We start from the raw sequence: 21,876 nt of genomic DNA, 5'->3' as shown, positions 1-21,876 counted from the left end.
CCCGCAATGCCCGGACAACTGCGGATGACTCGTGCCGTCCATGACCAGCCGCCCTCCGGACGGCCCTTCGGGTTACCCCCGCGTCAGTAGTAGGCTCACGCCGTTTGTTGACGCACATGTGTACCCCTGTGGCAGGTGGGGGTCGAGCTGGGGGAGGCCATGCGCTTTCGCGGGAAGTCCATCCGCCGGAAGATCGTGGCGCTGCTGCTCGTGCCGCTCCTCTCCCTGACCGGCGTCTGGGCCTTCGCCACGGTGCTCACGGGACGTGAGGCCGGCCATCTGATCGACGTGGCGAACGTCGTGGAGAAGATCGGCTTCCCCACCGAGGACACCGTCAGCGTCCTCCAGGAGGAGCGCCGCCAGACCCTCGTCTACCTCGCCGATCCGCGCGCCTCGGACGCCCTCGCGGCCCTGCGGCGCAGCCGGACCGCCACGGACGACGTGGTGGCCGAACTCCGCGAGAACGCCGCGGACGCCGAGACCCGCGACCGGATGGAGGGCGAAGGCACCACGGAACGCGTCACCGCGATCCTGGACGCCCTCGACGGAGTCGACTCGCTGCGCCGCGGCGTCGAGGAGGGCACCGTCAACCGGTCCCAGGCACTCGACCTCTACAACCGGCTCGTCGACCCCTGCTACGCGCTGCTGGCCAATCTGCACATCCTCGACAACGTCGAGATGGACAAGCAGGGCCGTGCACTCGCAAACGTGGTCCGCGCCCGCGAACTGCTCTCCCGCGAGGACGCGCTGCTCGGCTCCGCCCTCGTCGCCGGCCGCATCACCGGCGACGACATCCGCGACGTCTCCGACCTCGTGGCCCAGCGCACCCTGCTCTACGACATCAGCCTGCCCCTGCTGCCCTCCGCCGACCGCGAACGCTTCGAGCGCTACTGGAAGAACGCCGACACCGCCCCGCTGCGCGTCGCCGAACAGGCCGTCATCGCCTCCGACCCCGGCAAGCCCAGCGGCGTCACCGCCAAGAGCTGGGACGAGGCCGCCAAGCAGGTACTGGACGAGCTGGGCGACCTCGACGACGAGGCGGCGGACCGCTACCAGGACCGCGTCGAACCGCTGGCCACCAACGTCGTCATCAAGGCGGCCGTCGCGGGCATCCTCGGCCTCGCCGCCGTGCTGGTCTCGCTGGTGATGTCCGTGCGGATCGGCCGCGGCCTCATCCGTGACCTGCGCCGGCTGCGCCTGGAGGCCCACGAGGCGTCCGGTGTGCGGCTGCCCAGCGTGATGCGCCGGCTGTCCGCGGGCGAGAAGGTCGACGTCGAGACGGAAGCGCCGCGCCTCGAATACGACAAGAACGAGATCGGCGAGGTCGGCCAGGCCCTCAACACCCTCCAGCGCGCCGCCGTCGAGGCCGCCGTCAAACAGTCCGAACTGCGCGAGGGCGTCTCCGAGGTCTTCGTCAACCTCGCCCGCCGCAGCCAGGTCCTGCTGCACAAGCAGCTCACCCTGCTCGACGCGATGGAGCGCAGGACCGAGGACACCGACGAACTCGCCGACCTGTTCCGCCTGGACCACCTGACCACACGGATGCGCAGACACGCCGAGGGCCTGGTCATCCTCTCCGGCGCCGCCCCGTCCCGGCAGTGGCGCAAGCCCATCCAGCTCATGGACATCGTCCGCGCCGCCGTCGCCGAGGTGGAGGACTACGAGCGCATCGAGGTGCGCCGGCTGCCGCGCGTCGCGGTCACCGGCCCCGCCGTCGCCGACCTCACCCACCTCGTGGCCGAACTCCTGGAGAACGCCACGGTGTTCTCGCCCCCGCACACCGCCGTACAGGTTCTCGGCGAGCGCGTCGCCAACGGCTTCACCCTCGAGATCCACGACCGCGGCCTGGGCATGGCGGCCGAGGCCCTGCTCGACGCCAACCTGCGGCTCGCCGAGACCCCCGAGTTCGAACTGTCCGACACCGACCGCCTCGGCCTCTTCGTGGTCAGCCGGCTCGCCCAGCGGCAGAACGTCCGCGTCTCCCTCCAGACGTCCCCGTACGGCGGCACCACCGCGGTCGTCTTCATCCCCGACGCGCTGCTCACCGACGACGTCCCGGACACCAACGGCATCGGTTTCCGGCTCGACCGGGTGCTGCCGGCCACGGAGGGCGACGCCGAGGACCGCAAGGCGGCCCTCGCCCAGGTCCCGGTGCAACTGCCCGGTCTGCCCGGCTCGATCCTGGACGGACCGGTCGAACTGGAGGCACCGGTCGGGTTCGACACCCTCAGCGGATTCCCGGGCGTCCTGCGCGACGAGGACAGCGAGCGCGGCGGCATCTTCCGGCGCCGCCGCTCCATCGCCGATCCGCCGGGCGAGGACCACCAGCAGGCGCACGACGGCCAGGGCGAGCCGGCCCGTCCCGGTGACGCGGACGGCACCGACGCCCCCGTCTCGCTGCCGCAGCGGCGCCGGAGCCCCAAGCTCGTCAGCTCCCACGGGCGGCCGGTGACGGACGCCGGGCAGCGGCGCGGCGAGTCCGGCGCACAGCCCCCGCAGGACCAGCAGCCGTCCGGAGCGGACGAGTTCGAGGACACCGCCCCGCTGCTCGCCCGCCGCGCGGCGAGCCGCCCCGGCGCCACCGACCGCACCGGACTGCCGTCCCGCTCCGGTCGCGGCGAGACGTTCGACCGCCGTGGGGAGGCGGGACGCGCCGACGCCACGGGCGCCGGTCCCACGAGCGGACGTGGCGAGTCCGGGGCGGCCCCCGTGCTGCCCCAGCGCAGACGCCGTGCCGCAGGACCCGGCGGCACGGACGAGCCGGCCGCGGATCCGCGGACGACGGACGGAGCGGCGCAGCCGGGCACGAGCGCGCTGCCGCGCCGCGTACGGCAGGCCAACCTGGCCCCGCAGCTCAAGGACGGCCCGTGGCGCCCCGAGCGCGACCGGGCCGGTACCGGCGGGGCCGACCCCGCCGACCGGGACGCCGACGAGGTACGCGACCGGATGGCCTCGCTCCAGCGGGGCTGGCGGCGCGGCCGCGAGGAGAACGCCGAGGGCGAAAGCGCCCAGAACGGCTCAGCACAAGGAACGACAGAGGGGGACGGTCGATGACCGCACCGAAGGCCGAGGGCCACAACACGAACGGCACGGCGTCGGGGGAGCTCAACTGGCTCCTCGACGACCTGGTGGACCGGGTGGCCAGCATCCGCAAGGCACTGGTGCTCTCCAGCGACGGTCTGCCGACCGGGGTCTCCAAGGACCTCACCCGGGAGGACAGCGAGCACCTGGCCGCCGTCGCCTCCGGATTCCACAGCCTCGCCAAGGGCGTGGGACGGCATTTCGAGGCCGGCAGCGTCCGGCAGACCATCGTCGAACTCGACGACGCCTTCCTCTTCGTCACGGCCGCGGGCGACGGAAGCTGTCTCGCCGTCCTCTCGGACGCCGACTCCGACGTCGGACAGGTCGCGTACGAGATGACACTGCTCGTCAAGCGGGTCGGCATCCACCTGGGCGCCGCCCCGCGCACCGACCTGTCCGCCGGCGGATAGTGGGGTGGCATGAGCGGAGACGGTCAGGGAGCACGCCACTGGTTCGATGACGACGCCGGACCGGTGGTGCGTCCGTACGCCATGACGCGGGGCCGCACCACCAGCCCGGGCCAGCACCGGCTCGATCTGATCGCGGTCGTCTTCGCCGAGCCGCACGCGGGCGGACCGGACGACGACCCGACGCTGTCCCCGGAACACATGGACATCGTCGGACTCTGCAGTGACACCCCTCAGTCGGTCGCCGAACTCGCCGCCGGACTCGACCTGCCGATCGGCGTGGTACGGGTCCTCATCGGAGACCTCGTGGACGAGCAACTGGTCCGCGTGAGCCGCCCCGTACCCCCCGCCGAACTGGTGGACGAGAGTATCCTGCGCGACGTGATCAGTGGCCTGCGGGCGCTCTGAACAGCGCGGGGGCGACCGAGGCCGGGGCCGGCGTGAAGCACGGCTCCGGGACCGGCGGGGAACACGGCTCCGGGGACCGGCGGCGCGGCGACGGCCGGTCACCGAACTTGGCGGAAGTGATGCGGTGGAAGCCGGCACCGCGGACGTACTCGTTGTCGGAACCCACGGCGGTGGCGGGTACGGTCCGCCACCGCGCGACACCAGCGAAGCGCGACACCAGCGAAGCAGGAGAACAGATCGATGATCTTCGGGCGTTCTGAGCGCGGCAAGCCCCCGGTCGAGCCCGTCACGCTCAAGATCCTTGTGGCCGGCGGTTTCGGCGTGGGCAAGACGACCCTCGTCGGCGCGGTCAGCGAGATCAAGCCGCTGCGTACGGAGGAGATGCTGACCGAGGCGGGCCGGCCGGTCGACGACCTCAGCGGCGTGGAGGACAAGAGCACGACCACCGTCGTCATGGACTTCGGCCGCATCACCCTCCGCGAGGACCTGGTGCTGTACCTGTTCGGGACACCGGGACAGGACCGGTTCTGGTTCCTGTGGGACGAACTCGCCACCGGCGCGCTGGGCGCGATCGTGCTGGCCGACACCCGCCGCCTGGAGGACTGCTTCGCCGCGGTCGACTACTTCGAGCGGCGCTCCATACCCTTCGTCATGGCCGTCAACTGCTTCGAGGGAGCAGCCCGTTACCCGATCGAGGACGTCCGCCGCGCCCTCGACCTGGACGACGCGGTACCGGTGCTGCTCTGCGACGCCCGGGACCGCGGCTCGGTGAAGGACGTCCTGGTGAAGGTCGTCGGACACGCGCACACCTACGCGGTGCGGCGCCGCGAGAGCCTCACCACTTGAGAGCGGACACCGGCCGACCGGCACAAGGCTTTCAGCTCTCGAGCAGTGCGGGGCGTACGGCCCGTACCCCCGCCGACTGGGGTACGGGCCGCAGTCCTGGCACACGCGCGTGGCCCATGGGAAATCAGACACGCGCGCGTGGGCGACGAAAAGCGCGCACGCAGGCGCGAGCACGGGCGTCCGGACGCACGCCCGCGCGATCGCCCGTCAGTTCGCGCCCTCCTCGAGCCAGCCGAAGCTCTTCTCGACCGCCTTGCGCCAGTTGTGGTACTCGCGGTCGCGCTCCGCGTCCGCCATGGCCGGCGTCCACTCGGCGTCCTTCTGCCAGTGCGACTTCAGCTCGTCGAGGTCGTGCCACACACCCGTGGCGAGCCCGGCCGCGTACGCGGCGCCCAGACACGTCGTCTCGGACACCTTCGGACGGATCACCGGCACCCCGAGGACGTCCGCCTGGTGCTGCATCAGGAGGTTGTTCTTGGTCATGCCGCCGTCCACCTTGAGGGTGGTGATCGCCACCCCGGAGTCCTGGAACATGGCGTCCACGACCTCACGGGTCTGCCAGCTCGTCGCCTCCAGGACCGCGCGCGCGAGATGCGCCTTCGTGACGTACCGGGTGAGCCCGGTGACGACCCCGCGCGCGTCGGACCGCCAGTACGGGGCGAACAGGCCGGAGAAGGCGGGCACGATGTACGCGCCGCCGTTGTCCTCCACGCTCGCCGCGAGCGTCTCGATCTCGTCCGCGGCGCGGATGATGCCGAGCTGGTCGCGGAACCACTGCACCAGGGCGCCGGTGATCGCGATGGCCCCTTCGAGGCAGTACACCGGGGCCTCGTCGCCGATCTTGTAGCCCATGGTCGTCAGCAGCCCGCTCTTGGAGGGGACCGGCCGGTTCCCGGTGTTCAGCAGCAGGAAGCTGCCGGTGCCGTAGGTGTTCTTGGCCGTGCCGACGTCGTAGCAGGCCTGCCCGAACACGGCCGCCTGCTGATCGCCCAGGGCCGAGGCGACGGGGACACCCGCGAGCTGGCCCACCGCGGTGCCGTACACCTCGGACGAGGACCTGATCTCCGGCAGCACCGCTTCGGGGATGTCCATCGCGGACAGGATGGACGGGTCCCACTGGAGGGACTCCAGGTTCATCAGCATGGTGCGTCCGGCGTTCGTCACGTCGGTGACGTGCCGTCCCCCGTCCGTGCCGCCGGTCAGGTTCCAGATCAGCCAGGAGTCGATCGTGCCGAAGGCGATCTCGCCGCGCTCCGCCCTGGCCCGCAGCCCCGGTACGTTGTCCAGCAGCCAGGCCGCCTTGGGCCCGGAGAAGTAGCTGGCCAGCGGCAGTCCGGTGCGCTCGCGGAACCGGTCCTGCCCGTCCGCGCCGCCCAGTTGGCCGCAGAGCGCCGAGGTACGGGTGTCCTGCCAGACGATCGCGTTGTGGACGGGCTTGCCCGTGGCCCGGTCCCACAGGACCGTCGTCTCCCGCTGGTTGGTGATCCCGAGCGCGCTCAACCGGTCCGCGTGCAGCCCCGCCTTGGCGATCGCCCCAGCGACCACGGCCTGCACCTTCGACCAGATCTCGGTGGCGTCGTGCTCCACCCAGCCAGGCTTCGGGAAGATCTGGCGGTGCTCGCGCTGGTCGACGGCGACGATCGCGCCGCCCCGGTCGAAGATGATGCAGCGGCTGGAGGTGGTGCCCTGGTCGATTGCGGCGACGTACTTCTCGGCGTTGTCCGTCATGGATACCCCTTGATGGTCGCTCGGTCAGCCGGATCGGCTCGGTCGGAAGGCTGGTCAGAAGGCTGCGTTGTGGATGAGGCCCGCGAGCGCCCCTCCGATCAGCGGGCCGGCGACCGGGACCCAGGAGTAGCCCCAGTCGGAGGTGCCCTTGTTGGGGATGGGCAGGAAGGTGTGCACGATGCGCGGGCCGAGGTCGCGCGCCGGGTTGATGGCGTAACCGGTGGGCCCGCCCAGGGAGAGGCCGATGCCGACGACGAGCAGGGACACCAGCAGGATCGAGATGCCGGAACCGTAGATGCCCGTCTGCTCGCCGGGGACCTGGCCGATGCCGATGCCGATGTTCCCGCCGAAGGCGAGGATGGGCAGGACCAGGGAGATCGTGGCGATCACCTCGGTGACCAGGTTGGCGACCGGATGCCGGATCTCGGGGATCGTGGAGAAGATGCCGAGGGTCGGCGTCGGCTCGTCGGCGGTGCCCTCCGTGGTGCCGGTCGTACGGGTGTTGGCCCGGAACTGGGCGAAGTAGACCAGGTAGGCGAGCGCGGCGCCGAGCATGGCGCCGACCATCTGGCCCAGCCAGTAGAGCCAGACCTTGTCCCAGTCACCGGTGTCGACGGCCACGCCCAGGGTGACGGCCGGGTTGAGGTGGCCGCCGGACAGCGGCGCCGCCGTGTAGGCGCCCGCCAGCACGCCGAAACCCCAGCCGAACGCGATCACGATCCAGCCCGAGGCCCGCGCCTTCGAGTACCTGAGGGTGACGGCGGCGCAGACGCCGGCGCCGAACAGGATGAGGATCGCGGTGCCGATGACCTCACCTGTGAAAATGTCTCCGTTGCTCATGGCGGCTCCTAGGCCCTCGCCCGGGGTGATCCCCCCGGTCCACCGTGCAGGGTGTTTCCCATGGCCACTTCAGCCTGGGCAGGGAGGTCCCGAGCCCCGCCCGGCGTCGGTGACGAGCGTTGCCGCAGCAGCGGAATCGCCCGTGGGGGGAAGGCTCTTCGAGCAGGCGGGAGCCCGAGCGGCGCAGCGCTCGAAGGCGCCCGGATGCGGCGATGCCGACTGACACCGGGAAGTGTTCACCGGCGCCCTGGGGGCGTCAAGGTCGCCGACCGCAACGGTTGGGGAGGGGGCGGGGACCTGCCTCGGGCGCGTCTTCGGGGGCTGCGTGGGGCCCGCCTCGGGCGCGTTCCGAGCCTGCCGTGGGCCTGTCCGGGGGCGGCACGCGGGCGGCTCAAGGGTGATGCGCAGGCGGCTCGGGATGGTGTACGAACGGGGGCAGCCGCCGCGCAGCCCGTGCCACACTCACTTGACGGCGCTCAACCGGCAGCGCTCACGCGACGGCGATCACGGACGACCCGTGTCCGAAAAGCCCCTGATTGGCCGTGATGCCCACCCGGGCGCCCTCGACCTGACGCGCCCCGGCGTCCCCCCGCAACTGCCGCGTCAGCTCGCAGACCTGGGCTATGGCCTGTGCCGGAACCGCCTCCCCGAAGGAGGCGAGCCCGCCGCTGACGTTCACGGGTATGCGGCCGCCCGGCGCCGTTGCCCCGGATCTCAGCAGCTTCGCCGCCTCGCCCTCGCCGCACAGCCCCAGATCCTCGTACCACTGCAACTCCAGCGCCGTGGACAGGTCGTAGACCTCGGCGAGCGACAGGTCCTCCGGTCCCAGGGCCGCCTCCTCGTACGCCGCGCGGGCGATCGAGGCGCGGAAGGCGCACGCGGCCCCCGGGTCCGCCACCGTCACCGCGGAGTCGGTCGCGATGTCCGGCAGGTCGAGCTGGGTCCTGGGATACCGCGGAGTCACCGTGGACACCGCGCGTATGCGCACCGGGTCCGCCGCCCCGTGCCGTCGCGCGAACTCCATGCTCGACAGCACCACGGCCGCGCCGCCGTCCGAGGTGGCGCAGATGTCGAGCAGCCGCAGCGGGTCCGCCACGACCGCGGAGGCGGCGACCTCCTCGGCGGTGACGCGCTTGCGGTAACGGGCGAGCGGATTGAGCGCCCCCGAGGCGGCGTTCTTCACCTTGACCTGCGCGAAGTCTTCCAGTGTGTCGCCGTGCACGGCCATCCGCCGGCGCGCGTAGAGCCCGAAGTACGCCGGATTCGTCGCGCCGAGGAGCCGGAACCGCAGCCAGTCCGGGTCGTCGGGCCGGTCGCCGCCCGCCGGGCGGAAGAACCCCTTGGGCGCCGCGTCCGCGCCCACCACCAGCACCACGTCCGCCAGCCCCGCGAGGATCTGTGCCCGCGCGGTGGCGATCGCCTGCGCCCCCGAGGCGCAGGCCGCGTACACGCTCGTCACCCGGGCGCCCTGCCACCCCAGCGCTCTGGCGAACGTCGCCCCCGCCACGTGACCCGGATATCCGCCGCGTACCGTGGCGGCCCCCACGACGGAGCCGACAGCGCGCCAGTCGAGCCCCGCGTCGGCCAGCGCCGCCCGCGCGGCCGCCGTCCCGTACGCCACGAAGCCGCGTCCCCACTTGCCCCACGGGTGCATGCCCGTGCCGAGCACGGCGACGTCCCCCCTCATGCCTCCACCCCCTTGTGCCGGTCGTCCCTCACCGCGCCACCCCCCGTCGGCCGCCAGTGCCATGTCGTCCAGACCGTCTCCGCGTCCTCGCTCAGCACGCCGGGGACGGCCTCCACCTCCATGCCCACCGCCAGGTCGGCGACGGTGACCCCGGGAACCGCCTGTCCCAGCACCACGATGCACTCGGCGGCCAGCTCCACTGCGATCAACGTGTACGGCTCCCACGGAAGTTCCGGATCGGACACGTAGGGTGACGGCGGCCGGTAGCGGCTGTCGGTGTAGGACCAGACGCGCCCGCGCCGGGACAGCGGCACCTCCTCCAGATCACCGCCCGCGCAGTCCGGATTCCGGCAGCTCAGGTCCTCGCGGGGGAAGAAAACGGCCGCGCAGGCGGAACAGCGCGTGCCGAGCAGCCGGAAACCGTCCCCGTCGCCGGTGAACCATCCGGTCACTAAGGGTGTACGTGTGCGCGGCACGGTCCCTCCAGTGCGACGTCGTCTGACGGTACGTCAGAAGTGTGGCACGGGGCGCGCTCGCCGGGCAGGGCCCTGCGCGGCCTTCCCAGGCGGAACCCGGGCCTGATAGACGCAGGGGACATGACACGACTCTCCACCGCAGTACGGGGACTGATGACCACGCTCGCGGCGCTCCTCGCCGTGACCTCCGTCTCCGCCACCGCCCGGGCGGAGACCGCCCCCAAGGCCCCCGCGGACTTCGTGGCCCTGAGATCCGTCGACCCGACCATCCTCCAGGAGATCCGGTACTTCACACCGCACAACTTCGTGGGCGCGCACATCGACGGCTACCGGCAGCCGATGTGCATCCTCACCCGGCCCGCCGCCGAGGCCCTGCACCGGGCCCAGCGCACACTGCTGCGCCAGGGCTACAGCCTCAAGGTGTACGACTGCTATCGCCCGCAGCGCGCCGTGGACCACTTCGTGCGCTGGGCCGAGGACCTCGACGACGAGGCGATGAAGGCGGAGTTCTACCCGCAGGTCGACAAGAGCCGGCTGTTCGAGGACGGCTACATCGCCGAGAAGTCCGGGCACAGCCGCGGGTCCACGGCCGACCTGACCATCGTGCGGCTCCCGGCGCGGCCCACCCGGCCCTACCGCCCCGGGGAGCCCCTCGTCCCCTGTTACGCGCCCCGGGACGAGCGTTTCCCCGACAACTCCGTCGACATGGGCACCGGTTTCGACTGCTTCGACACCCTGGCGCACACGCTCGACCCGCGCGTCCAGGGTGAACAGCGCGCCCACCGCCTGCTGCTGAAGAGCACCCTCGAAGACCTCGGCTTCGTGAACCTCGCCGAGGAGTGGTGGCACTACACGTACAAGCCCGAGCCGTACCCGGACACCTATTTCGACTTCCCCGTGTCCCGGAAGTCGCTGGCCCCGGCACGCCGATAACCGCCGCCCAGGGGCCCTTGGAGCCGAGATTCCGTCGCGCCGACGGCTCGAAGGGCCACCCCTGGCGACGCCTTCCGCGTGATCGGATACAGTCCGCGGCGTGTCCGTGACCCATGATCAGACCGCCGGCCACGCACCCGGCTCGCACTGCTCGAGCTGCGGAGCGCCCTACGGAGCAGGTGTCTCCGGCTGGCCCCGTACCTGCGCCGCGTGCGGCGCGGTCGCCTACCGCAACCCGCTGCCCGTCGCGGTGGCTCTACAGCCCGTGTATGACACCCAAGGCACCGCCCTGGTGGTCATCACCCGGACGATCTCCCCCGCGCGCGGGGGCGTCGCCCTGCCCGGAGGGTTCATCGACGACCGCGAGGACTGGCGCCACGCCGTCGCGCGCGAGCTGAAGGAGGAGACGGGCATCGACGCCGCGAGCCGGGACATCCGCCTCGCCGACGCGATGAGCTCTCCCGACGGCCATCTGCTGCTGTTCGGGCTGCTGCCCGAACGCCCGGCCGCCGACCTGCCGCCGTCCGCCGCCACGGACGAGACGGCGGGCTGGCACTTGCTGCGCCGGCCGGCCGGACTCGCCTTCTCGCTGCACACGGCGGCCGCGCGCGCGTTCTTCGAGGGCCGCTACGTCTGACGGCCCGCTCAGTGTGCCGACAGTCCCCGTATCCGCACCGGGTACGGGGACTCGTCCGGCCCCTCGCCGCCGTCCCGGCCCTCCCGTTCGACGACGACCCGCTGCTCGTCCCAGTGGGCGGTGAAGCGTTCGATGTCCGGCTCGTTCCAGCCGTCGCCCGCGTCCGGCACCACCACCCCGAACCCGGTACGGCCGGGCTCCGGAGCCCACACCTCCAGCTCCAGGCCGCCGCCGTCGCCCCGCACGGGCAGCACGGCCCCCGCGCGCACGAGCACCGGAACGCGCGACAAGGGGGCGTCGACCACGATCTGGGCGGGCCCCTCGAAGACCTCCTCGGTCGCCGTGTCGTACCAGCGCCCGCGCGGGAGCTGCACGGTCCTGCGCTCCCTCCCCGGGTCCAGCACCGGCGCCACCAGCAGACAGTCGCCCAGCAGGAACGCGTCCTCGCAGTCGCGCAGCGCCCGGTCCTCCGGCGCGCCCCACCAGACGGGCCGCACATAGGGCGCGCCCGTGCGCCGCGCGAGATGCGCCAGGGTCACGAAGTACGGCAGCAGACGCCGCCGTTCGACGAGCGCCACGCGCGCGTGCCCCAGTACGTCCTCCCCGAACTCCCAGGGCTCCCGCCGCCCCGCGCGCAGACTGGCGTGCGTACGGAACAGCGGCAGGTACGCGCCCAGCTGGAACCACCGCAGATACAGCTCAGGAGAAGGGCTCCCGTCGAAGCCGCCCACGTCGGGCCCCGAGTACGGCACCCCGCACAGGCCGAGACCCACGACCAGCGACAGCGACGCCCGCAGTCCCGGCCAGCCGGTCGCCACGTCGCCGGACCAGGTGCCCCCGTAGCGCTGCAGACCGGCCCACCCGGAGCGGGAGAAGAGGAACGGCCGCTCATGGGGGGCCAGTTCCCGCAGCCCCTCGTAGGCGGCCCGGGCCATGCACAGCGCGTACACGTTGTGCGCCTCGCGATGGTCCCCGCCACGGCCCTCCAGGGCGTGCCGCGCCGACCGCGGCAGCGTGTTCTCCCCGAAGGCCGTGAACGACGTCGGCTCGTTCATGTCGTGCCAGAAACCCGCGAAGCCCTGCGCGAGCCGCTCCGCGTAGAGCCCGCCCCACCACTTGCGCACGCGCGCGTCGGTGAAGTCCGGATGCAGCGACTCCCCGGGCCACACGACCCCCTCCACGAGCCGTCCCGCCGCGTCCCGTACGAAGGTGTCCTCCGCGACACCGCTGTCGTGGACGGTGTTGCCCGGCTCGGCCTCGACCGCCGGGTCGATGATCGACACCAGCCGGATCCCGTCGCGCCGCAGCTCCTCGGCGAGCGCCGGCAGCTTCGGGAAGTTCTCCCGGTCGACGGTGAACACCCGGTGCCCGTCGTAGTGGTCGATGTCCAGGTGGACCGCGCCGAGCGGCAGCCCGCGCTCCCGGTAGCCCCGGACGATCCGCCGCACCTCCTGCTCGCTGCCGAAGCCCCACCGGGCGTGCTGGTGCCCGAGCGCCCAGGACGGCGGCAGGGCGGGCGCTCCGGTGAGCGCCGCCCAGGTGTGCAGCACGCGCGCGGGGGTGCCCACCATCACCCAGCAGCGCAGCGGGCCGCCGTCCATGCGCAGCTCGCTGGTCCCGGCCCGGTCGTGCCCGGACCCGGCCCCCTCCTCGCCCTCCCGCAGCGTCACCGTGCCGTCCCAGGAGGTGTCGTGGAACGCCAGATGGGTGGCGGCGTCGGCCACGACCATCTGCACCGGCATGGTGAGGTACAGCGGGTCGTCACCGGGCCCGAACGCATGGCCGGGGTCCGTGTTCCACAGCCGGTACGTGCCGTCGCGCAGCCGCGGACCCGAGGCACGCCCGCCGAGCCCGAAGAACCGGGCGTCCGCGGCGACTTCCGAGCGCTGCATCCAGCGCCCGGGGCCACCGTCGGCGGGCTCCCACCACCGGGGCGGCAGATCGCGGCGCAGGGTCACCCCGCCGGGCGTACGCACCTCCACCGCACCGTGGCGCGAGACGGCGACCGTGACCCGCTCGGCCACGATCCGCCAGCCGCCGTCCTTGTCCGGCTCCAGGGCGGCCCGGGGATCGGCCTCGGGACCGCGCCCCGCGAGCGCGTACGACGGCTCGGGCGCGGCCCCGTCCCAGCCCCAGAAGACGGCCCCGTTCGCCGCGACGGTGATCCGCAGCTCGGAACGGGTGAACCGGACGACTCCGCCGCCGGGCCCGGGCTCCACGTCCAGCACCGATCCGGGCACCCGTGCCCGCTCGCCGCCCCGCTCGGGCAACCCGGTGGCGTCGGCGCGCCTCCTGCGCCACGCGGCCCGCACCGTGCGCAACCCCTGCGCGGCACCCCCCGAACCGACCGCTTTCACCGAACGCACCAGGTCACGACCGTCCATGCTGCTCACCCTGCCACTGACGGCGCCGCAAGTGCGAGCCGTTCAACTACCGTTCACCCATGGCGCCCGCACATCTTCACGTGGAGGACTATGTGGGGCACGCCCTAGTGCAGAAGTCGATCACATGGCATCGTCCGTGTCAGCCGCGTGACGCGCACACCCCTGCCCGTGCGCGTCCGACGCACACGACGCGCACAGTCCGGGAGCCGCCCCATGTCCTCGTCCCCAGCGAACCCGTCGCCGCTCTGGCAGCCCGATCCGGAACGCATCGCGCAGGCACAGGTCACGAGGTTCCAGGCCTGGGCGGCGGAGCACCACGGAGCCCCGGCGGACGGCGGCTACGCCGCACTCCACCGCTGGTCCGTCGACGAACTCGACACCTTCTGGAAAGCCGTCACCGAGTTCTTCGACGTCCGCTTCTCCACCCCCTACGCGCGCGTGCTCGGCGACCGCTCCATGCCGGGCGCCGAGTGGTTCCCCGGGGCGACCCTCAACTACGCCGAACACGCCTTGCGCGCCGCCGCCTTCCGCCCGGACGAACCCGCGCTGCTGTACGTGGACGAGACCCACGAGCCGGCCCCGGTGAGCTGGTCGGAGCTGCGCCGCCAGGTCGGCTCCCTGGCCGGCGAGCTCCGCGCCCTCGGCGTCCGCCCCGGGGACCGCGTCAGCGGCTACCTCCCGAACGTGCCGCAGGCCGTCGTCGCCCTCCTCGCCACGGCCGCCGTCGGCGGCGTCTGGACGTCCTGCGCCCCCGACTTCGGCGCCCGCAGCGTCCTGGACCGCTTCCAGCAGGTGGAACCCGTCGTCCTGTTCACCGTCGACGGCTACCGCTACGGCGGCAAGAAGCACGACCGCCGCGACACCGTGGCGCAGCTCCGCGGTGAACTGCCGAGCCTGCGCGCCGTGGTCCACATCCCGCTGCTGGGCACCGACGCGCCGGAGGGCGCCCTGGAGTGGTCGGCCCTGACGTCCGCCGACACCGAGCCCGTCTTCGAGCAGGTGCCCTTCGACCACCCCCTGTGGGTGCTCTACTCCTCGGGCACGACCGGCCTCCCCAAGGCGATCGTGCAGTCCCAGGGAGGCATCCTCGTCGAACACCTCAAGCAGCTCGGCCTGCACTGCGACCTGGGTCCCGGGGACCGCTTCTTCTGGTACACGTCCACCGGCTGGATGATGTGGAACTTCCTCGTCTCCGGCCTGCTCACGGGCACCACGATCGTCCTGTACGACGGCAGCCCCGGCTTCCCCGACACCGGCGCCCAGTGGCGCGTCGCCGAACGCACCGGAGCCACCCTGTACGGCACCTCGGCGGCCTACGTCATGGCGTGCCGCAAGGCGGGCGTCCACCCCGCCCGGGACCACGACCTCTCGCGGGTCCAGTGCGTCGCGACCACCGGCTCGCCGCTGCCGCCCGACGGCTTCCGCTGGCTGCACGACGAGTTCGCCGCGAGCGGGGCCGACCTGTGGATCGCCTCGGTCAGCGGCGGCACGGACGTGTGCTCCTGCTTCGCCGGAGCCGTGCCCACCCTCCCGGTGCACATCGGCGAGCTCCAGGCCCCGAGCCTCGGCACCGACCTCCAGTCCTGGGACCCCGGCGGAAAGCCCCTCACCGAAGAGGTCGGCGAACTGGTGGTCACGAACCCCATGCCGTCCATGCCGATCCGCTTCTGGAACGACCCGGACGGCAGCCGCTACCACGACAGCTACTTCGACACCTATCCCGGCGTCTGGCGCCACGGGGACTGGATCACCGTCACCTCCCGCGGCTCCGTCGTCATCCACGGCCGCTCCGACTCCACGCTCAACCGGCAGGGCGTGCGGATGGGATCCGCGGACATCTACGAAGCCGTCGAGCGGCTGCCGGAGATCAGGGAATCGCTCGTCATCGGGGTCGAACAGCCCGACGGCGGCTACTGGATGCCGCTCTTCGTGCACCTCGCCCCGGGAGCCGTCCTCGACGACGCCCTCCTGGACCGCATCAAGCGCACCATCCGCGAGCAGCTCTCGCCGCGGCACGTACCCGACGAGGTCATCGAGGTCCCCGGAGTCCCGCACACCCTCACCGGCAAGCGCATCGAGGTCCCCGTCAAACGCCTCCTCCAGGGCGCCTCCCTGGAGAAGGCCGTCAATATCGGCTCCGTGGACAACGTGGAACTGCTCCGCTTCTACGAGGAGCTGGCCCGCGAGCGCGCCTGATCAGCCTCCGTAGGTGGCCTCGGCCTCGCCCAGGACGGCGGCGAAGTCCGAGGCCAGCCGCGCCGCGTCGGCCGGTTCCAGATCCGCGACCGAGATCCGTACGCCCGGTGTGGACGCGATCCGGAAGCGGGCCCCCGCCGCGACCCACCAGCCGTGCGTCCGCAACCCGTTCACCACGGCCGACTCGTCCCGCACGGGCACCCACAGGTTCATCCCGCTCACCCCACGGGCCTCGATCCCGCGCGCGCTGAGCTCGTTCATGAGCGCCGTCCGCCGCAGTGCGTAGACGTCCCGCGCGCGCGTGGTCAACGCGCGCGTGCTCCCGTCCGCCAGCAGCGCGTACACCGTCTCCTGGAGCAGATGGCTGACCCAGCCGGAGGTCAGCAGCAGCCGGCCGTCGTGCCGGGCCAGGGTCGTCCCGTCGCACGCCGCCGCGGCCCACCGCAGGTCGGTCCCCAGGAACTTGCTCACCGTCCGGACGTGCACCCAGCGCGCCGGACCGCCCGAGGTCAGGGTGTGCAGCGGGACGCCCGCGACGGCGGACGCGTGGTCGTTCTCCACGACGAGCACCTCGGGCGCCTCGCGCAGCACCTCCACCAGCGCGTCACGGCGCTCCGCCGTGAAGAACCCGCCGTACGGGTTCTGCGCGCGCGGGCTGCACACCACGGCCCGCACCCCTGCCCGCAGTGCGACGCGCAGCGCGTCCGGGCGCAGACCCGCGTCGTCCACCGCGACCGGCACGGTACGCAGGCCCAGCGCCGTGACCAGATCGAGCACATGGTGGTAACCGGGGTCCTCCATGGCCACCGCGTCCCCGGGACGCAGCTCCACGGAGAGCAGCCGCCCGATGAGGTCCAGCGCACCGTGGGCGAAGGTCACATGGCCGGTGGGTACACCGTCGGGCGCCAGCCAGTCGCGCACCGCCTCCTCGAGATGTGCCACCCGGGGCGTGCTCCGGTGCGAGCGCGCGCCCGGGGAGAGGCGGGTGGGAGGCACCAGGTGGGGGAGCAGTTCCGGGGCGGGGTGCCCGCCCGCCAGATCCCGCAGCCCGGCGGGGACCTTGGGCGGCCGGCGGGAGGCGACCGCGGGCCTGGCGGCCACCACCGTCCCGGCGCGCCCGCGCGTCACCACGATCCCGCGTCGCCGCAGCTCTTTGTAGGCGGTCGCGACCGTTCCCGGGCTCACCCCCAGATCGTCCGCGAGCCGGCGCACCGGGGGCAGCGTGAAGCCGGGCCCCAACACCCCGTCGGCCACGCCCTGTTCCACCGACGCGGCAATCCCCTTGGCCGTCGTCCCACTGATCGCATATTGTGTTGCCACGTTGCTAATTATGTATCAGTACATAACTGAAGGCAAGGGGGAGCCGTGAGCAGCACACGTCGCGCCACCGCATGGCGGGCACGGTGGACACGCGTACCAGGAGGCCGCGACGGCCGCAGAATGCTCTGGATCGCCCTGGTCGACCGGACCGGCAGCGGCCTGTGGGCCTCAGTCTCCGTCCTGTACTTCACCTACGTCACTGAGCTCTCCGTCGCCGAGGTCGGCACGCTCGTCGCCGTCTCCGCGGCCATCGGCATCGCCGGCGCACCACTCGGCGGCCGCATCGCCGACCGCCTGCCCCTCACCCGTGTCCTGATCGTCCTGCAACTCCTGCGCGCCGCCGCCTCCCTCGCCCTGCTCACCACGGACGAGTACGCCCTGCTGCTCGCCGTCTCGGCCGTCGGCAGCCTCGGCGACCGGGCCGCCAACGTCCTCACCAAGCTGTACGCGGCACGCGTCGCCGGCCCCGAACGCGTCCGTTACCAGGCCGTCAACAGAACCGTGGCCAACGCCGGCTGGGCCCTGGGCGGCCTCGTCGCGGCGCTCGCCCTCGGTATCGGCAGCACGGCCGCCTACCGGTGGCTGCTCATGGGCGACGGCCTCTCCTTCGTCGCCGCCGCCCTCGTGACCGTCCGCTGCGGTGAACCACCGTCCCCCTCCCGCACCGTGGCGTCCGCGGAACACCCCCTGCCGAAGACCCGGCAGACCAGCCCCTGGCGCGACCGCACCTACCTCGCCTACGTCGCCACCGAAACGGTCCTCTTCCTCGACGACGCCGTCTTCAAAGTGGGCCTGCCGCTGTGGATCGCCCACCAGAGCACCGCACCCCACGGCCTCGCACCGCTCCTCATGGTGCTCAACAACGTGATGGTCGTGGCGGGCCAGGTCCCCCTGGCCCGGCTCGGCGCCACCACCGCGGCGGCCCGGGCCCTGCTGCTCCCGCTCTCCGCGGTCTTCGCCGCGGGCGGCGCCGCTATGGCGCTCTCCGCGACCGGCGGCCCCGTCGCCGCGACACTGTTCCTCACCACCGCGGCCATCGCGTTCACCGTCGCCGAGATGCTGCACGCCACCGTCTCCTGGGAACTTTCCCTCGCCCTCGCCCCCGACACCGCACAGGGCGCCTACCTCGGAGTCCACGGCCTCGCGCAGTCCGCCCAGCGCAGTCTCGGACCGCTGGCGGTCACCGCGGCCATCGCCACCGGCCCCGCCGGCTGGGCCCTCTTCGGCTCGACCATCGCGCTGACCTGCACCGTTCAGCACCGCCTGATCCGCAGCAGGCTCACCCGCACCGCGATGTCAGTGCCCGCGACTACTCTGAGTGAGCATTGATCGGACTGCGCACAGCACAGGGGGAAACATGGCGGCCACCAAGCACCGGATCACGCGACGCGCACTACGCCGCGAAGTCGCCGGCACCATCGGCCTGCTCACCGACGAGCACGACTTCACGGCCATGCGCCGCTACCGCACCTTCGCCTTCGACGACCACACCACCTACCTGAAACAGGTGGAAGCCCTCCTCAGGACACTCGCCGCCCAGGGCAGCCACACCGCGGTGGCCCTCTTCGACCCCGAGGAGTACGCCGACTACTGCGCCGAAGCCGGCCTGGACCCGGACACCCCGGCCAGCCGCACCCGCTTCACCGCCCGCCTGGCCGCCACGGGCCCGACCGTCACGTACGAGGGCCAGCCCCTCACCACCCTGGTCCCGGACCTCGTCGACGAAGCCGTCCGCCGGGCCACCTGGGAGTACGCGACCACGGCCCTCGCCCGGATCGGCGACTGCGCCTCCTGCGGCGAGGACATCGGACGAGCCGGATTCGAGCGCGCCGCGCACCTCGTCACGCGCATCCTCGAGACCGCCGACCCCGGCGAACGCCACATCGTGTGCAGCGTCTCGGCGGCCCCCGAGAGCCTGGTCGCCGTCCTCCACTCGACCAGCACAGAGGACAGCACACACCTCGACGAGACCGCGGCCCTGGAACTCACCACGGTCCTGGCCCTCGGCATCGCCACCAGCGCCCGCGGCGGCCTCGTCATGCGCACCACCGCACCCGGCACCACCGACCGCGTCTACGGCTGGCGCCTGCGCGGCGGCGACCTGGAACCGCTCACCGCGGGAGAGGTCTTCGACGCCTACTGCACCGACATCGAATCCGGCGACCTGGTCTCCCCGGAATCCGGCGTCGACTACTGCACACCCCCGGACCTCGGGGACGAGGACCGGACGAGCGGACACACCCACTGAACGCGCCAGGGGCGCCCCACCCGAGGATGGGGCGCCCCTGGCGGCAAGCAGAGCAATGGCCGGCCACGCGTACCGGCCACCGGCCGTCGGCTACTCGCCGGACAGCACCGCCTGAGCCGCGTTCCGCGCCTCCTCGGCGCTGTCCGTGGCCCGCGCGGCAGCCGCGGCACGCTCGCACTGCGCCAGCGTGTACTTAGCCAGCGTCGACCGCACGTACGGAATCGACGCCGCACCCATGGAGAGAGAGGTGACGCCCAGACCGGTCAGCACACAGGCGAGCAGCGGGTCCGACGCCGCCTCACCGCACACACCGCAGCTCTTGCCCTCCGCCCGCGCGGCCTCCGCGGACAGCGCCACCAGGTCCAGCAGCGCCGGCTGCCACGGGTCCTGCAGCCGCGAGACCGCGCCCACCTGGCGGTCGGCGGCGAAGGTGTATTGCGCGAGGTCATTGGTGCCCAGCGACAGGAACTCGACCTCCTGCAAGATCGACCGCGCACGCAGCGCGGCCGACGGAATCTCGACCATCGCACCGAACTTGGCCCGCAGCCCGGCCTCCCGGCACGCGTCGGCGAACGCCTTCGCGTCGGTACGGTCGGCGACCATCGGCGCCATGACCTCGAGATAGACCGGCAGCCCCTCGGCGGCCTTCGCCAGCGCCGTGAGCTGCGTACGCAGCACGTCCGGGTGATCGAGCAGCGAGCGCAGGCCCCGCACACCCAGCGCAGGGTTGGGCTCGTCCGCCGGAGTCAGGAAGTCCAGCGGTTTGTCCGCACCGGCGTCGAGCACCCGCACGACCACGCGGCTCTCCGGGAAGGCCTCCAGCACCTGCCGGTAGGACTCCACCTGCTTCTCCTCGGACGGCGCGTTCTTGCTGTCGTCCAGGAAGAGGAACTCGGTGCGGAACAGACCCACGCCCTCCGCGCCGGCCTCGACGGCCGCCTGCACATCGGCGGGCCCGCCGATGTTCGCCAGCAGCGGCACCTTGTGACCGTCGGACGTCGCACCGGGACCCGAGGAGGCGGACAGCGCGGCCTTGCGCTCGGCAGCCGCCGCTTCGAGCTGCGCCCTCTTCTCGGCGCCGGGTGCCACGAAGATCTCGCCGGTGCTGCCGTCCACGGCGATCACCGTGCCCTCGGCCAGCTCACCCGCACCGGGCAGCGCCACCACGGCGGGCACACCGAGCGCCCGCGCCAGGATCGCGCTGTGGCTGGTCGGCCCGCCCTCCTCGGTGACGAAGCCGAGCACCAGCGCCGGGTCGAGCAGCGCCGTGTCGGCCGGCGCCAGATCCCGGGCGATCAGCACGTACGGCTCGTCGCTGTCCGGCACACCCGGCATGGGCACCCCTAGCAGCCGCGCGACAATGCGGTTCCGCACGTCGTCGAGGTCCGCCACCCGCCCCGCGAGATACTCACCGGCACCCGCGAGGAGCGCACGGTACGCTGCGAACGCGTCGTAGACGGCACGCTCAGCGGTGCTGCCGACGGCGATCCGCCGCTCCACGTCCGTCATCAGCTCGGGGTCCTCGGCCATCATGGCCTGCGCCTCGAGCACGGCCTGGGCCTCGCCCCCCGCCAGATTGCCGCGCGCCATCAGATCGGCCGCCACAGCTTCCACGGCCTTGCGGGCGCGCCCCTGTTCGCGCTCCGCCTCCTCCGCGGGAATCTGCTTGGCAGGCGGTTCGAGAACCGCCGTTCCCATGTGCCGAACCTCGCCGATCGCCACACCGTGGCTCACGCCGACGCCTCGCAGCGTTGTCTCCATCTCACCCGTCTCCGGTAGTGCGGGGCGTCCCGCCGCCGCGGTGGTTGTCCTACTGGCCGTCCAGGACGGACCTGCCGTCACTGCCAGCCGAAAAGGCTGTCGCCGGCCTTCACGTCGCCGTCCTCACGCACGGACGAGAGGGACTCGGCCGTGGCCTCCAGCGCCACGACGGGGCAGATCGGAGACTTGCCGGCGGCCTCCACGGCGGCCGGGTTCCAGCGGACCACGGCCTGACCGCGGGTCACGGTGTCGCCCTTGTTCACGAGTAGCTCGAAGCCCTCGCCGTTGAGCTGCACGGTGTCGATCCCGAGGTGCGTGAGCACGCCGTGCCCCTCGTCGTCGACGACGACGAAGGCGTGCGGGTGGAGCGAGACGACCACGCCGTCCACGGGGGCCACGGCCTCCGAGGACTCACGCGCGGGGTCGACCGCCATGCCGGGGCCGACCATGGCTCCGGAGAAGACGGGGTCCGGCACTGCGGTGAGCGCGATGGCGCGCCCAGCGAGAGGGGACGTCACTGTGGACATGGGAAGCCTCCCAGGGGTGGAGATTCATACGGGCCGTCACTACCTGTTCCCGGACGGCGCACTGTTGAGCAGCGTATGTCATATGACCTGCCGGTTCCGTGCGAGAAGGACCGGTTGCACGCCGTAGGGCAGAGCGGAAACGATTTGCGCCCGCTCCCGGGACCCATGTACAGTCAAAGACCTGCCTGCGGCTGAGCGGCGCGATCACGCACCCTCGCCCAGCAGCATCCAACTCATCAGATCCTATCTCGGGGTTCTGTTCTGCATGTGCGCAGGACGGTGGTCAGGGAGCCGGGGAATTACTGATAAAGTCGGAACCGCCGGAAAGGAAACCGCGAGAGCGGAAACCTGGAAAGCACCGAGGAAATCGGAACCGGAAACGGTCTGATAGAGTCGG

The 21,876-nt window shown here is 72.3% G+C and carries 17 protein-coding genes; 9 read left to right on the top strand and 8 right to left on the bottom strand.

Annotated features, from left to right (window positions below):
- Positions 1–159: 159 nt before the first annotated feature.
- The 4 genes from ACFV6E_RS35955 (at position 160) to ACFV6E_RS35940 (ending at position 4,742) form a co-directional block, all read left to right on the top strand.
- Positions 160–3,054: a nitrate- and nitrite sensing domain-containing protein gene (locus ACFV6E_RS35955; protein WP_385467437.1), complete on the top strand. Its 2,895-nt coding sequence runs from the start codon at positions 160–162 to the stop codon at positions 3,052–3,054.
- Positions 3,051–3,491, top strand: a complete 441-nt coding sequence (locus ACFV6E_RS35950) for a roadblock/LC7 domain-containing protein (protein ID WP_385170824.1) — start codon at positions 3,051–3,053, stop codon at positions 3,489–3,491. Before ACFV6E_RS35955 ends, ACFV6E_RS35950 begins: the two co-directional genes overlap by 4 nt.
- A 9-nt stretch (positions 3,492–3,500) precedes the next feature.
- Positions 3,501–3,896, top strand: coding sequence for a DUF742 domain-containing protein (locus ACFV6E_RS35945; protein WP_385170827.1), 396 nt, complete (start codon positions 3,501–3,503; stop codon positions 3,894–3,896).
- A gap of 240 nt (positions 3,897–4,136) precedes the next feature.
- Entirely contained in the window at positions 4,137–4,742 is a 606-nt protein-coding gene (locus tag ACFV6E_RS35940) for an ATP/GTP-binding protein (RefSeq protein WP_385170829.1), read from the top strand.
- Positions 4,743–4,949: 207 nt separating this feature from the next.
- Here the strand turns inward: ACFV6E_RS35940 and glpK are convergent, their stop codons facing one another.
- From glpK to ACFV6E_RS35920, 4 genes are all read right to left on the bottom strand, one after another.
- Positions 4,950–6,470 (bottom strand): glycerol kinase GlpK, encoded by a 1,521-nt coding sequence (gene glpK / locus ACFV6E_RS35935; protein WP_385467434.1) that lies wholly within the window; start codon positions 6,468–6,470, stop codon positions 4,950–4,952.
- Positions 6,471–6,524: 54 nt separating this feature from the next.
- Positions 6,525–7,310: an MIP/aquaporin family protein gene (locus ACFV6E_RS35930; protein ID WP_385467431.1), complete on the bottom strand. Its 786-nt coding sequence runs from the start codon at positions 7,308–7,310 to the stop codon at positions 6,525–6,527.
- Positions 7,311–7,800: 490 nt separating this feature from the next.
- Positions 7,801–8,997, bottom strand: coding sequence for a lipid-transfer protein (locus tag ACFV6E_RS35925; protein WP_385467428.1), 1,197 nt, complete (start codon positions 8,995–8,997; stop codon positions 7,801–7,803).
- On the bottom strand, positions 8,994–9,473 hold the full coding sequence (locus tag ACFV6E_RS35920) for a Zn-ribbon domain-containing OB-fold protein (protein ID WP_385170840.1): 480 nt from the start codon (positions 9,471–9,473) through the stop codon (positions 8,994–8,996). The genes ACFV6E_RS35925 and ACFV6E_RS35920 overlap by 4 nt, the downstream gene beginning before the upstream one ends.
- Positions 9,474–9,593: 120 nt before the next feature.
- Here ACFV6E_RS35920 and ACFV6E_RS35915 point away from each other — a divergent pair, with 120 nt between their 5' ends.
- Positions 9,594–10,406 carry a M15 family metallopeptidase gene (locus ACFV6E_RS35915; RefSeq protein WP_385467424.1) on the top strand — a complete coding sequence of 271 codons (813 nt, stop codon included), beginning with the start codon at positions 9,594–9,596 and terminating at the stop codon, positions 10,404–10,406.
- A 100-nt stretch (positions 10,407–10,506) separates the two neighbouring features.
- Complete coding sequence (locus ACFV6E_RS35910) at positions 10,507–11,043, top strand: NUDIX domain-containing protein (RefSeq protein WP_385467421.1); 537 nt, start codon at positions 10,507–10,509, stop codon at positions 11,041–11,043.
- An 8-nt stretch (positions 11,044–11,051) separates the two neighbouring features.
- On the opposite strand, the gene ACFV6E_RS35905 is transcribed toward ACFV6E_RS35910, so the two are convergent.
- The gene (locus ACFV6E_RS35905; protein ID WP_385467418.1) at positions 11,052–13,427 is read right to left on the bottom strand and encodes a TIM-barrel domain-containing protein; all 2,376 of its coding nucleotides are present in this window, start codon (positions 13,425–13,427) and stop codon (positions 11,052–11,054) included.
- 213 nt (positions 13,428–13,640) lie between these two features.
- On the opposite strand from ACFV6E_RS35905, the gene ACFV6E_RS35900 reads away from it, so the two are divergent.
- Entirely contained in the window at positions 13,641–15,623 is a 1,983-nt protein-coding gene (locus ACFV6E_RS35900; RefSeq protein ID WP_385467415.1) for an acetoacetate--CoA ligase, read from the top strand.
- Here ACFV6E_RS35900 and ACFV6E_RS35895 read toward each other — a convergent pair whose 3' ends face one another.
- On the bottom strand, positions 15,624–16,943 hold the full coding sequence (locus tag ACFV6E_RS35895) for an aminotransferase class I/II-fold pyridoxal phosphate-dependent enzyme (RefSeq protein ID WP_385467413.1): 1,320 nt from the start codon (positions 16,941–16,943) through the stop codon (positions 15,624–15,626). It abuts the gene before it with no gap.
- A gap of 45 nt (positions 16,944–16,988) precedes the next feature.
- Here ACFV6E_RS35895 and ACFV6E_RS35890 point away from each other — a divergent pair, with 45 nt between their 5' ends.
- Positions 16,989–18,272, top strand: a complete 1,284-nt coding sequence (locus ACFV6E_RS35890; protein ID WP_385467410.1) for an MFS transporter — start codon at positions 16,989–16,991, stop codon at positions 18,270–18,272.
- A 28-nt stretch (positions 18,273–18,300) separates the two neighbouring features.
- On the top strand, positions 18,301–19,191 hold the full coding sequence (locus tag ACFV6E_RS35885) for a hypothetical protein (RefSeq protein WP_385170860.1): 891 nt from the start codon (positions 18,301–18,303) through the stop codon (positions 19,189–19,191).
- 90 nt (positions 19,192–19,281) lie between these two features.
- On the opposite strand, the gene ptsP is transcribed toward ACFV6E_RS35885, so the two are convergent.
- Positions 19,282–20,952 carry a phosphoenolpyruvate--protein phosphotransferase gene (ptsP, locus tag ACFV6E_RS35880; protein ID WP_385170863.1) on the bottom strand — a complete coding sequence of 557 codons (1,671 nt, stop codon included), beginning with the start codon at positions 20,950–20,952 and terminating at the stop codon, positions 19,282–19,284.
- A gap of 77 nt (positions 20,953–21,029) precedes the next feature.
- A complete protein-coding gene (locus ACFV6E_RS35875; protein ID WP_385170866.1) occupies positions 21,030–21,479 on the bottom strand; it encodes a PTS glucose transporter subunit IIA in 450 nt (149 codons plus the stop codon).
- Positions 21,480–21,876 lie beyond the last annotated feature (397 nt).

This window comes from Streptomyces sp. NPDC059785 (assembly GCF_042732375.1).
In the GTDB taxonomy this organism is placed as follows: domain Bacteria; phylum Actinomycetota; class Actinomycetes; order Streptomycetales; family Streptomycetaceae; genus Streptomyces.
This window is presented reverse-complemented; position numbering and strand designations above follow the sequence as displayed.